The 12,413-nt window shown below is 52.9% G+C and carries 11 protein-coding genes; 1 reads left to right on the forward strand and 10 read right to left on the reverse strand.

The window, feature by feature from the left end; all coding sequences use genetic code 11:
• Positions 1-2: 2 nt before the first annotated feature.
• The 4 genes from NYE24_RS12215 to NYE24_RS12230 all read right to left on the reverse strand — a co-directional run bounded on the left by NYE24_RS12215 (position 3) and on the right by NYE24_RS12230 (position 3,741).
• The gene (locus NYE24_RS12215; RefSeq protein WP_342478757.1) at positions 3-509 is read right to left on the reverse strand and encodes a type 1 glutamine amidotransferase domain-containing protein; all 507 of its coding nucleotides are present in this window, start codon (positions 507-509) and stop codon (positions 3-5) included.
• 258 nt (positions 510-767) lie between these two features.
• Entirely contained in the window at positions 768-923 is a 156-nt protein-coding gene (locus tag NYE24_RS12220; protein ID WP_156949513.1) for a hypothetical protein, read from the reverse strand.
• A 163-nt stretch (positions 924-1,086) separates the two neighbouring features.
• Complete coding sequence (dtd, locus tag NYE24_RS12225) at positions 1,087-1,530, reverse strand: D-aminoacyl-tRNA deacylase (protein ID WP_036690534.1); 444 nt, start codon at positions 1,528-1,530, stop codon at positions 1,087-1,089.
• Positions 1,531-1,560: 30 nt separating this feature from the next.
• A complete protein-coding gene (locus NYE24_RS12230) occupies positions 1,561-3,741 on the reverse strand; it encodes a bifunctional (p)ppGpp synthetase/guanosine-3',5'-bis(diphosphate) 3'-pyrophosphohydrolase (RefSeq protein ID WP_036690535.1) in 2,181 nt (726 codons plus the stop codon).
• Positions 3,742-4,054: 313 nt separating this feature from the next.
• On the opposite strand from NYE24_RS12230, the gene uraA reads away from it, so the two are divergent.
• Complete coding sequence (gene uraA, locus NYE24_RS12235) at positions 4,055-5,365, forward strand: uracil permease (RefSeq protein ID WP_342478758.1); 1,311 nt, start codon at positions 4,055-4,057, stop codon at positions 5,363-5,365.
• A gap of 216 nt (positions 5,366-5,581) precedes the next feature.
• On the opposite strand, the gene NYE24_RS12240 is transcribed toward uraA, so the two are convergent.
• The 6 genes from NYE24_RS12240 to NYE24_RS12265 all read right to left on the reverse strand — a co-directional run bounded on the left by NYE24_RS12240 (position 5,582) and on the right by NYE24_RS12265 (position 12,325).
• Positions 5,582-6,100: an adenine phosphoribosyltransferase gene (locus tag NYE24_RS12240; protein WP_342478759.1), complete on the reverse strand. Its 519-nt coding sequence runs from the start codon at positions 6,098-6,100 to the stop codon at positions 5,582-5,584.
• A gap of 81 nt (positions 6,101-6,181) precedes the next feature.
• Positions 6,182-8,584, reverse strand: a complete 2,403-nt coding sequence (gene recJ, locus NYE24_RS12245; RefSeq protein WP_342478760.1) for a single-stranded-DNA-specific exonuclease RecJ — start codon at positions 8,582-8,584, stop codon at positions 6,182-6,184.
• 29 nt (positions 8,585-8,613) lie between these two features.
• A complete protein-coding gene (locus tag NYE24_RS12250; protein ID WP_036690538.1) occupies positions 8,614-9,579 on the reverse strand; it encodes a cation diffusion facilitator family transporter in 966 nt (321 codons plus the stop codon).
• A 121-nt stretch (positions 9,580-9,700) separates the two neighbouring features.
• Positions 9,701-10,597 carry a protein translocase subunit SecF gene (gene secF, locus NYE24_RS12255; RefSeq protein ID WP_036690539.1) on the reverse strand — a complete coding sequence of 299 codons (897 nt, stop codon included), beginning with the start codon at positions 10,595-10,597 and terminating at the stop codon, positions 9,701-9,703.
• The gene (secD, locus tag NYE24_RS12260) at positions 10,587-11,840 is read right to left on the reverse strand and encodes a protein translocase subunit SecD (RefSeq protein ID WP_036690541.1); all 1,254 of its coding nucleotides are present in this window, start codon (positions 11,838-11,840) and stop codon (positions 10,587-10,589) included. Before secD ends, secF begins: the two co-directional genes overlap by 11 nt.
• Positions 11,841-12,073: 233 nt before the next feature.
• Positions 12,074-12,325, reverse strand: a complete 252-nt coding sequence (locus NYE24_RS12265) for a post-transcriptional regulator (RefSeq protein ID WP_036690543.1) — start codon at positions 12,323-12,325, stop codon at positions 12,074-12,076.
• Positions 12,326-12,413: the final 88 nt, after the last annotated feature.

Below are 12,413 nucleotides of genomic sequence, written 5' to 3' on the forward strand. Positions count from 1 at the left end.
TATTACAACACCTTAAGCAGCTCACGCACAAAAGCGGGCTCATCCTTGGGTGTGCGTGAAGTAATGTAATTGCCGTCTATGACGACCTCTTCATCCTTGAACTCCGCGCCGGCATTGATCAGATCATCCTTCAGCGGCGGGTAGGAAGTAAGGGTGCGGCCTTGCAGCAGTTCAGCGCTGATCAGAATCTGCGGGCCGTGGCAGATGGCGGCAATCGGCTTGCCTGCACGGTCAGCATCCTTCACGAATTGCAGAATATCCGGGTCAAGACGAAGATTCTCCGGCGAAGATCCGCCTGGAATGACTATCGCATCATACTCTTCGGCTGTGACCTCGCTGACCGCTTTATCGGAGGCATAGGATGCGCTTCCTTGTTTGCCGAGCAGGGTCTCATTTTTCTTCAGACCGATGATTTCTGCCAGATGTCCTGCCTGTAAAACTTCTTCGTAAGGAACCTTCATTTCAGAATCTTCAAAGTCATTGGCGAGCAGAAAAGCTACTTTACTCATGAGATCCATATCTCCTCTCTAAGCTGCTGTCGTCTCGTCAATCTATTACCCTCATTCCCACGCTTTATAACGAAGCCTAAGCAGTTCCCGTAAATTCTGTTCCGTACCTACTGCCACCGCGCCAAGTGGAAACGGCTTTGCCGTCCTTTAAAAGGACGGTGCCGTTTCAGCGAGAAAAAAGAAGGATAATTTATAGCGTGAAACATATACATTCTTATATTTTCAAAAAATACCACTCCGCGCCTGCCTTCTCTGCGGTCAGGTACGCGGCAAAAGACCGCGGCCTCTGCGCTGAAGCCCCTGCGGCTCCTTCGGGTCTCCGGCTTCCTTGGCTGTCGCTGAAGCTTCGGCCATCGACCCGGCCACATGGGCCTGAATCGTGTTCCACATCCATGCTTTTGGTGCTTGTCTCATTCTGCTTGCTCCCCGCACTTGTGAATAATGATGCATCATTCATAGTCTATCCAGTCAGAGCTGCTGCTATCCGGCCCTGGTTAACTCGAAGCAAAAAGACCCCACCATGTGGAGTCCCGTGATATATCTTATACAGTTAAGGCGGCGTCTGCCGCCTCCATTCCTAACCCTTGCTGTCCAACAGCAGCGTAACCGGTCCCCAGTTGGTCAGGGCGACATCCATCATCGCTCCGAACACGCCGGTCTCTACCTGCAGCCCTCCGGCACGCAGCTCCTGATTGAAGTAGTCGTAGAGGCGCTCTGCCTCAGCCGGAGCCGCTGCCGCCATGAAGTTGGGGCGTCTGCCCTTGCGGCAGTCCCCGTACAGCGTGAACTGGGAGACGGACAGAATGGCCCCGCCGGCCTCCGTCACACTATGGTTCATTTTACCGGCCGCATCCTCAAAAATCCGCAGTCCGGCAACCTTGTCCGCCAAATACTTGGCATCCTTCTCCGTATCCTCATGGGTAACGCCGACCAGCAGCAGCAAGCCCTCTCCAATCGCTCCGGTCACTGCTCCGTCCACCGTCACACTGGAGTTCTTGCAGCGCTGCACAACTACTCTCATCTCATTCTTCAGCTCCTTGCCTTACTACCTCTATTGCATAATGCGGTTAACGGTATAGACATCCTTGACCCGCTTCACTTTGTCGACCACAGACTGCAGGTGATCGGTATTGCGGATCAGAATCGTCATATGGATCATCGCCATTTTGTTCTTGTCGGAGCGCCCGGTGACCGCTGAAATATTGGTTTTGCTCTCCGATACTGCCTGCAGCACTTCATTCAGCAGCCCGTTGCGGTCGTGGCCGGTAATCTCAATATCAACGCTGTAATTAGCCTCCATACTGCCTTCCCACTCTACTTCGATCACGCGGGCTGCTTCCTCCCCGTCCATCTCGTTCGGAATGTTCGGACAATCCTCACGGTGTACCGATACGCCCCGTCCACGGGTCACGTATCCGATAATATCGTCGCCCGGCACAGGATTACAACATCGCGCGAAGCGCACAAGCAGATTATCAATCCCCTTGACACGTACCCCGTTGGTCGGCTGGTTGCGCTTCTCTCCGCTGGATTTGATCGCCTTCATCTCGGAGGTAAGCTCCAGATGGCCTGCGGCCTCCTCCTGGTCCTTACGCAGCTTCTCGGTCAGCTTGGAAGCGATCTGAGCGGCGGTAATCCCGCCAAAGCCGACCGCCGACAGCATATCCTCCACATCATTGAAGGCGAACTTCTTCGCAGCCTCCGACAATTTGTCCTCTGTCAGCCAGTCAGAGACCTCCACGTTCAGGCGCTTCAGCTCACGTTCAATGGCCTCCCGGCCCTTCTCCACGTTCTCTTCGCGCTTCTCCTTCTTGAACCACTGCTTGATCTTGCTCCGCGCATGCGAGGACTGTGCAATCTTCAGCCAATCGCGGCTCGGACCGTATGAATTCTTCGAGGTCAGAATCTCCACGATATCTCCGGTCTTCAGCTTATGGTCAAGCGGAACAATACGCCCGTTCACCTTGGAGCCGATCGTCCGGTTCCCCACCTCGGTATGGATGCGGAACGCGAAATCCAGCGGCACCGAGCCGGCAGGCAGCTCTACTACCTCACCCTTAGGCGTGAATACGAAGACCAGATCGGAGAAAAAGTCCATTTTGAGCGATTCCACGAACTCTTCGGCATCCTTGGCTTCATGCTGCAGCTCCAGAATCTCGCGGAAGAACGGCATCCGGTTCTCCGGATTGACGTTGTTGCTGCTGCCTTCCTTATACGCCCAGTGGGCAGCGATCCCGAATTCGGCCGTGCGGTGCATCTCCCAGGTGCGGATCTGGACCTCCGTCGGCTCTCCTCCCGGACCAACTACGGTTGTATGCAAAGACTGATACATGTTCGCCTTGGGCATAGCAATATAGTCCTTGAAACGGCCAGGCATCGGCTTCCAAAGCGTATGAATAATACCCAAAGTGGCATAACAATCCTTAATATTGTCGACGATAATGCGGATAGCCAGCAGATCATAGATTTCGTTGAACTGCTTGTTCTTCGTGTTCATCTTGTTATAGACACTGTAGATATGCTTCGGGCGTCCCGAGAGATCGCCTTCGATGCCCATTTCATCCAGCTTGGCACGGATGCGGCCGATGACACTGTCAATGAACTGCTCGCGTTCTGCCCGTTTCTTGTGTACAAGATTCGCAATCCGGTAATACTGCTGCGGATTCAGGTAACGGAGCGCAATATCCTCCATCTCCCACTTGATCGCAGAGATCCCCAGCCGGTCCGCAATGGGACAAAAGATCTCCAGCGTCTCATAAGAAATCCGGCGCTGACTCTCTTCGGACTGGTATTTGAGCGTACGCATATTATGCAGACGGTCCGCCAGCTTAATCACGATCACACGGATATCCTGGGCCATAGCGATGAACATCTTGCGGTAGTTCTCGTTCTGCTGCTCCTCCTTGGAGCGGAAGCGGATGCGTTCCAGCTTGGTCAGGCCGTCCACCAGCATTGCGCAGGTATCGCCAAATTTCGTGCGGATCTGCTCCAGGGACACCGTCGTATCTTCCACAACATCATGCAGCAGCGCAGCAATAATGGATATGACATCCATTTGCATATTTACGACAATATCTGCGACCGCTAGCGGATGCAGAATGTATGGCTCCCCCGACTTCCGGACCTGCCCGTGATGAGCCTGATCAGCGAATTCATAAGCTTCACGGATGCGGAGAAGATCTTTTTCTTTTATATAGGCGCCAGCCTTTTCGGTTAATTGCTCTATGCCCATTCTCGTCGTATCCGTTTCCCTTCTATAATAAAATGAACCTGCAAGCATGCAGAATTTGCAGGTTCCATACGTTCCCGGCTGCATTACGCTCAGGTTAAAGTTGTCTATAATTATGACGCTTACGAGGGATTCCGTCAACACTTGCCATAGCGTGGTATTCTTGTCAGGGAAAGGGTCAAGAAAAGACAATTTTGTGGCACGGGTAAAAATGTTGTTGTAAAAAACCGCTGTTCTATTTAATCTAGTAAAGGCGGTTTTTTATAAAGATAAGAATTGTCAAATCAAATTAGATCAGAAAGAGAAGTGAACTCCATTGCAACGCGAAATTCAAATTAACGAAAGACTCCCTTGGGGCCCGGGCTTCCTCCTGAGTCTTCAGCATCTGTTCGCCATGTTCGGCAGCACCGTGCTTGTTCCCAACCTGTTCGGGGTAGATCCCGGCATGATCCTGCTGATGAACGGTATCGGCACCTTGCTATACATTCTGATCTGCCGCGGCAAAATCCCCGCCTATTTGGGTTCAAGCTTTGCCTTCATCTCTCCGGTACTGCTTGTGCTGAAAGAGCATGCCGGCGATCATGAGCGCGGATATTCGCTTGCACTGGGCGCTTTTATCGTGACTGGTGTTATATTCATTCTTGTGGCCTTAATTGTACGTTATGCTGGTACCGGCTGGATTGATATTGTATTCCCTCCTGCAGTCATGGGAGCGATAGTTGCCACGATCGGACTGGAGCTTGTGCCTGTAGCCGCACGGATGGCCGGACTGATTGCTCCTGATGGTGTGGCCACCGCCGACTGGACGCCTGACGGCAAAGCGATTACCCTGTCGCTCGTCACGCTTGGTGTTACCGTGCTCGGCTCCGTGCTGTTCCGCGGCTTCCCCAAAATCATTCATATCCTCATCGGTATTGTTACCGGTTATGTACTCGCTTATATCTTGGGTGAGGTGAATACCGGTGCCATCTCTCAAGCAAGCTTCCTCTCGCATCCCACGATCATCACCCCATCCTTCAATTGGCAGGTCATTCTGACTATTATTCCTGTATCACTTGTGGTCATTGTAGAGCATATCGGCCATTTGCTGGTTACCAGCAATATTGTCGGCAAGGACCTCACCAAGGACCCGGGACTGGACCGCTCATTGATGGGTAACGGGATATCAACTGTTCTCTCCGGGTTCCTGGGATCTACGCCTAATACCACTTATGGTGAGAATATCGGCGTAATGGCTCTGACCAAGGTGTACTCGGTATATGTTATCGCGGGAGCTGCTGTAATCGCCATTGTGTTGTCGTTCTCCGGAACGTTCTCCTCGGTTATTGCCAACATTCCGCTGCCGGTCATGGGCGGTGTATCCCTGCTGCTGTTCGGGGTTATTGCGGCGTCAGGCCTGCGTATCTTCGTGGAACAGAAAGTCGATTTCTCCAAAGCCACCAACATGATTCTTGCTACGCTCGTCCTGGTTGTCGGCATCAGCGGCATCTCGCTGAAGCTCGGCGGTGTAGAGCTGAAAGGGATGGCACTGGCGACTATCGTCGGTATGGTCCTTGCCCTGCTCTTCAAGCTGATCGAGGTACTGGGCCTGTCCAATGAACAGGAAGCTGACAAATCGGCACATTAAGTACCTCTCAACTGTTATTGTCCACCCAATTCAACCTATAACAAGTGGAAACGGCCTTGCCGTCCTTTTAATGGACGATACCGTTTCAGCGAGAAATAGAAGGATAATTTATCGTGTGCAACATATAAATGCTTATATTTCAAAAAAGCGGACTGCTGTCTTCATTCGACAGCAGTCCGCTTTATATTTCCCGGGAAAAGTTGCCGGGTACAAGGATTAATCCTCGTAAGTCAACAAGGTAACAACTTCAATATCCGTCAGCTTGTCCCGTCCGGACAGGGCTGTCAATTCGATCAGGAATGCAGCGCCGACCACCTGGCCGCCAAGCTGCTCTACTAGGTTAACAGAAGTAGCAATTGTACCGCCTGTAGCCAGCAGATCATCCGCAATCAGCACCTTCTGGCCGGGCTTGATCGCATCGGTATGCACAGCGAGGGTATCCTTGCCGTATTCCAGATCATAGCCTACTTCGATTGTCTCGTAAGGAAGCTTGCCGCTCTTGCGGATCGGCACGAAGCCTACCCCCAGCGCGTAAGCCAGCGGAGCGCCCACTACAAAGCCGCGCGCCTCCGGTCCGGCAATGACATCGATCTCCAGGTGGGCCACCAGCGCCTTAAGCTCATCGATGGCTGCACGGTACGCAGCACCGTCCTTGAGCAGTGTAGTAATATCTTTGAAGCTGATTCCAGCCTGGGGGAAATCCGGAATTACGCGAATATTGTTTTTGAAATCCAACATCATCATCTCCTAAAAGTAAGCGGGGATCATCCCCGCTGAAGTTACTCGAACTAATGACTGTGACATCATGTGTAGCTGTTATGAGGCCCCTAAACGCCTTGACAGCATGAATTCCTGCAATTCACTGCGGCTGCCTTCCATGAAATACTGCTCCATCTCCGCCGTCTTGCCCAGTCTGACGAAATGCTCTGATGAGCTCAGACTCTTGGCGGCAGGCTGCGGGACAAAGGTGATTGTGCCGCCGCTGCGCTCAATGAAGTCAAGCTCATCGAACACATCCAGCATTCTGCTCACCATACGCACACCAAGCGCCGACTGGCGGCTAAGCCGCAGCAGCACTTCATGCTCAGGAGTTGGAGATGCAGCGATTGCGGCGATCCATTTATATAACGATTTGAAATGATCACGGGTCGGCACCTGCAGCCGGTCACGCCCGTCACGGATCGAATGCAGCAGGGCAATGTTCTCCGCCCGGGGAAAAGCAGTGAACAGCGCTTCCAGCTGTTCCGGGGACTCGGGCATATCCAGCACACAGAGCAGCGACAGTCCCTCTTCATCATGCGCGCCTTCCGGCTGATGTACAGCAGAGATCCCGGCAGACTCATCGTATACCCAGAGGGACATGCCCTTAAGATCACGCAGCGGCGTCGTCCGGCTGTTCTGGAAGACCGCAGCACTCCGGCCCGGATTGCTGCCGCTATAGGTGCGGAGCAGCTCCTGAATATGCGCTGCCTGCTTGACAGCATCAGCTGCGCCGCGCAGATCGAACAGCTGCGCCTTCGGCACCGCCAGATCCTGCAGCATCAGCTGGGGCTTGCGCGAGCCGTTCCATTCATTGACGGACAGCTCTGCCAATACATCCACGACTGTTCCGTCCGGAAGCAGCTCTGCCAGCGGACCCTTGCCGAAGGCTACAGCTTCAATCGTCAGCTTGTCCTGCTGGAGCACAAGCTTCAGGTGCTTGCCCTCCTGGCCCATCTTCCGGGTCTCCTTCACAACCGCTTCGCGCAGAATGAATCTCGGCAGCGGATTGGCCATGCCAAACGGGGCAAGCCGCTCCAGCTCCAGCGCAGCCTGGAGGGTCAGATCGGCAATGGAGACCTCGCCGTCCGCAGCTGTAACAGCTACGAAGTCCTCCGGTTTCAGAATAGACGCAGCATAGCTGTTCAGCGCCGCATCGAAGGCTTCCAGCTTATCCTGCGGCAGACTCATCCCCGCCGCAGCCGGATGTCCTCCGAAGTGGTCCATCAGTCCGGCGCATGAGGATAAGGCTGCATAGATATCCAGGCCCGGAATAGAGCGGGCAGAGCCCTTGCACATCCCGGTCTCCGGATGAATGTCCAGAATAATGACCGGACGGTAATACCGCTCCAGCAGCTTGGAGGCCACAATGCCGACTACGCCGACATTCCAGCCCTGGTCCGCCAGCACAATAATATCCGGCAGTCCGCTCCGGCTGATTCTCTCCTCCAGCTTGGCGGTGGCTTCAGTGACAATTCGCTCCACAACCAGCTGGCGTTCCTTGTTCAGCAGATCCAGCTCATCGGCAAATTGCTCAGCTTCTGCCGAATCTTCCGTGGTCAGCAGTGTAACCGCCCGGCCAGCATGATCCAGTCTTCCGCTGGCATTAATACGCGGAGCCATCCCGAAGGCGATATTCACCGCACTGACGGTGTTCATCGCAATACCGCTCACCGAGAGCAGCGCTCGGATGCCCGGGAAGGATGAATTCCGCATGCTGCTGAGGCCTCTGCGCACCAGACTGCGGTTCTCGCCCAGCAGCGGCATCAGGTCAGCTACGGTGCCGATGGCGGCAATCTCACACCATTCCTCCGGCACTTCGCTGCCCAGGAGCGCTTCAGCCAGTTTGTAAGCCACCCCCACTCCGGCCAGACCCTTGAACGGATACGGGCAGTCCGGCAGCTTCGGGTTAATCAGGGCATACGCCTCCGGCAGCAGCTCCGGCGGCTCATGATGGTCCGTGACAATAACATCAATGCCCAGCTCCGAGGCATAGGCAATCTGATGATAGGCACTGATACCAGTATCAACCGTAATGACGAGAGATACACCCTGCTGGACCGCCCAGTCCAGCGCATGATTATGCAGTCCATAGCCTTCATTGGACCGATGGGGAATATAAATGTCAAAGGAGGCGCCGAGATGACGCAGCAGGTAGATCATCAGCGCTGTGCTGGATACCCCGTCTGCGTCATAATCACCGTACACCAGAATATGCTCTTCCTCCTGCAGTGCCTTCTGTATCCGTGGCACCGCTTCAGCCATTCCTTTGAGCAGGAATGGATCATGTCTATCTTCCGCTCCTGAATCCATGAATACGCGCGCCTTGTCAGCGGTATCCATACCTCTTTGCACCAGCAGTGAAGAAAGGAGCGGAGAAATAGAAAGGCTCCGGGCCAGTTCCTGAATACGCTCGGAATCGGCTGCCGGAGATTGCCAGCTTGTTTTTGAATGAAGCAATACAGCTCACCTTTCTCTCACCTTGCAGACTACTGAAGCAGCGTGGGAATATCGTTGTCCACGAGCTCGTGATTGCTTTTATAAGGATAACCCGGATCATACGGCACAACATCCATATGAACCTCACCAACATGAACGAACCGGTGCTGAAGCAGCTTCCTTGCACATTCCGAAATATCCTGTGCTTCCATCACGCTGATCCGCGGATTCACACTAATCTTTACATGCAGATTCACATAGTCGCCTTCCTCCAGCGCCCGGAGCTGCTCCACCCGGATGACTCCGTGTACCCGCTGAACCGTCTCGATGAAGCTGGCTGCTTCCTCGGAAGGAAGCTCCTGAATCTTCTTGCTGTACACAGAGGAAGCAATTAATGAATAGCCTTTGCGGAGAATCAGACATCCGGTCAGCAGAGCTGCAATGGGGTCCATGTAGAGCAGAGGATGCCAGTTCAAGTATCCTCCAGTTATGGCCAGGGCAATTCCGATAAATACAGTTATAGACGTATAGAGGCTGAACCGGTGGCTATCGGCATAAGCTGCATGACTGCCGTCACCCTTTTTTTTGAAATAACGGTACTGGTATTGAAATACCGCCTCTTTGAACACAATGCACAGCAGGACAGCAACAAGCGCTGACTCCTCCGGTGCCGACAGATGTCCCCTTGTCAAATCACGGATAGCCGAGAAAGCAACCTGCAGCCCGCCCATAATAATCAGCACAGAGAAAAGAATAGCCGCCATGGGCTCCTTGCTTCCTTGTACAGTGCGGCCGCGTTCGGCTGCGCCTGCAGTCTTGTGACTCTGCTTCAGGTTCCACGGAATCACCCCCGCCAGTCTGGCAGCGGCATCTGCTCCCGAATAAATTGCATCCCCCAACAATGCTTTGCTGCCTGACAGATAACCGATACTTCCCTTGGCTACAGCAAGCAGAACATCACTAAGGATTCCGGTCCAGGCAACAGTTTGTTTCCGGGGTAATGGTTTGTCATTCATAACGAGGCCCTCCTTACCACTAGCAGGTAAACTCATGATGATGAAATCAAGCAAGACGCCCTAACCCGAAGATTCCGAAAAGCCGCGTCGCTACAGACGCGGCTTACAGAACAAGCGGGTGTTAGACTTTGGCCGGGGTCTTAGCCGGCTTCTGGCGCTTCTTCAGGAGCAGCCAGAGCGGACTTGCGATGAAGATCGATGAATAGGCTCCGAAGAGCAGACCGATAACCATGGCCAGCGAGAACATGCGGATCGACTCGCCGCCCATAATCAGCAAGAAGAACGCGGCGATAAATACGGTGAAGGCTGTATAAAGCGAACGCATGAGTGTCTGCATTACACTTTTGTTAACCAGGTGCTTCAGGTCCTCATACGACTTCTGTTTACCGAAGCGCAGATTCTCGCGTATCCGGTCAAAGATAACGATCGTATCGTTAATCGAGTAACCGATAATGGTCAGCACCGCGACAATGAAGGTAATGTCAACCTCCAGACGGAAGATCGAGAAGATCGCCACTACCATGAATGCGTCATGGAGCAGCGCCACAATGGAAGCCAACGCGAAACGCCATTCAAACCGGATACTAACATAAATGATAATCCCGATACTGGCAAGCAGCACAGAATAAATCGCATTCCGGGCCAGCTCCTTGGCCATTTCGGTATCTACGGTGTTGATCTCAAAAGACGCCTTCTCATCAATCTTGTTGATTGACTTCTTGAGGGTCTCGCTCTGTGTATCACTCAGCTCTTGATCATAACGGATGTTGACCCGCTTGTCGCCGATGGTAATCGTCGGCTCATGCCCAATGCCTGCATCCTTTAGAGCCGGCTGAAGCTCAGCCAGCGTGACACTCTTCGAGAGCGACACGTCCACATTGGAACCAGCCTTGAAGTCAACGCTGTAATTCAGGCCGAAGGTCGCCAGAAAGATCAGACCAGCTACAGTAATGGCGATCGAGAAGATATAGAAAAATTTACTTAAATGTACGAAGTCAAGCTCTTTCTTAAAGCGCACTGATGTCACTCTCCTTTACCCCAAATTGCTTCGGCTTCTTGAGTGCGCCGGCTTTAACCAGCACAGTCAGCATCCAGTGGGCAAAATAAAGGTTTGTTACGATACTTAGTACAATTTCCACGATCAGAATCAGTGCGAAGCCTTTGACCGCACCAGTACCGAAGGCGAACATGACAGCCGCTACGATAATAGTGGTTACATTCGCATCCATAACTGTACGGAAGGAGGTCTTGTTCCCTGCTTTGACTGAAGACATAATGCCCTTCCCGCTGCGCATCTCTTCCCTGATCCGTTCATTGGTAATGATATTGGCATCGACGGCCATCCCTATACCGAGAATGAACGCGGCGATCCCAGGAAGGGTCAGCGTAAAGTCCGCCAGGACAAATACCAGAATCAGCAGCCAGGTGTGCAGGATCAGCGCGAAGCTGGCCAGTACGCCCGGAAGACGGTACATAAGCAGCATGAAGATCAAAATAATTACAGAACCGACAATACCGGCTCTGACAGTCTCATCCAGGGATTGCTTACCCAGTGTAGCCCCTACGCTCTGGGAATATTTCTCTGTCAGCTTCAGCGGTAACGCACCGAGGTTGATCGTATCGGCAATCTCACGGGCTTCATCCAGTGTATATCCCCCGGAGATCGAAGCCTTACCATCGGTCAGCACAGCTCGTACCGTCGGAGGCGCAGATAACAGGTTCTCATCCAGATAGATAGCAAGTTCCTTACCCAGCAGACGCTCGGTAATCTCTGCGAATTTCTTCTTGTCTTTGATCGAGATGCTGATTTCGGGACGGTTCAGACTGTCGCGTTGAACTTCTGCCGCACCTTCCACGAAGTCACTGCCTACAAGCTCAATCTTACTGAATACTCCGGGAGCATCCCCTTCCTTGGCACTGCGGAAGGTGAGAACTGCGGGTTCTTTCATTTTCTTGCGGACCTCTGCTTCGTCGGTAACACCTGCGATCTTCAGACGGATGCGGTCTGTACCTTCGGTGGTCACCTCAGGCTCGCTGGTTCCGAGTGCATTCGCCCGCTTCTCCAGGCTCTCTGCAGTCTTCTGCAGCGAAGCGCGGGTCAGAGTTCCTCCCGTATCCATTGGCTCGGCGTGGTACAGAATTTCGAATCCGCCCTTAAGGTCAAGACCCAGACGGACTCTGTCCAGCAGCCCGGGAGTAGTAAATACCATGACGCCGGTTAGAACGACCACGGTAATGATAAAGCTCATCATTCTCTTCATGCTCTAGCTAGTTCCCCTTTCATTACTTCAATATTCCTATTATAGCTACGTGCGAAATGACCGTCAATTCATAAGGAATGACGGTGTCTTGATTCACACAAAGAAACGGCAGGTTCTGCTGCACAGCGAGGATACCTCCGTTTGATAGGACAAGTCTGAACACTCTGTACTTACTTTACTGCTTCGCGTACCCGTTTGCAAAAGAAAATCGTTCCTTTTGACAAATCCCCCCGTTAATTCAATCCCCGGTAGGCCGCCAAGGTCAGATAAGTCATATAACTGCCTGACTTGAGCGAATAGATGTCATTGACCAGCCTGTGCAGGGGAGGTCTTCCCTCCTTGGCATAATTGCGGCTGATACAATCCCAAATATCCTTACCGGTCACATATTCATAGCCGAGGAGCCGGAATTCCTCCGCTTTGCTGATGCACATGGCTTCGATATCTTCACTAAGCTCGTCATATCTCCATTGTTCCGATTCCACGTGCAGGCACCTCCAAAGATTCCTCAATTACGTATGCTCAGTGCTACGTATTCGACCCTGCGCTCATACTTTCCTGCTTTCAGTCAAA

It is taken from the genome of Paenibacillus sp. FSL H7-0350, from assembly GCF_038593195.1.
In the GTDB taxonomy this organism is placed as follows: domain Bacteria; phylum Bacillota; class Bacilli; order Paenibacillales; family Paenibacillaceae; genus Paenibacillus_AQ.

What these genes read in the sequence shown, in the direction of transcription:
- dtd (WP_036690534.1), bottom strand. Translation starts at nt 1,530, where the DNA reads ATGAGAGTAGTTGTGCAGCGCTGCAAGAACTCCAGTGTGACGGTGGAC.
- secD (WP_036690541.1), bottom strand. Translation starts at nt 11,840, where the DNA reads ATGAAGAGAATGATGAGCTTTATCATTACCGTGGTCGTTCTAACCGGC.
- NYE24_RS12250 (WP_036690538.1), bottom strand. Translation starts at nt 9,579, where the DNA reads ATGAATGACAAACCATTACCCCGGAAACAAACTGTTGCCTGGACCGGA.
- NYE24_RS12220 (WP_156949513.1), bottom strand. Translation starts at nt 923, where the DNA reads ATGAGACAAGCACCAAAAGCATGGATGTGGAACACGATTCAGGCCCAT.
- NYE24_RS12230 (WP_036690535.1), bottom strand. Translation starts at nt 3,741, where the DNA reads ATGGGCATAGAGCAATTAACCGAAAAGGCTGGCGCCTATATAAAAGAA.
- NYE24_RS12215 (WP_342478757.1), bottom strand. Translation starts at nt 509, where the DNA reads ATGAGTAAAGTAGCTTTTCTGCTCGCCAATGACTTTGAAGATTCTGAA.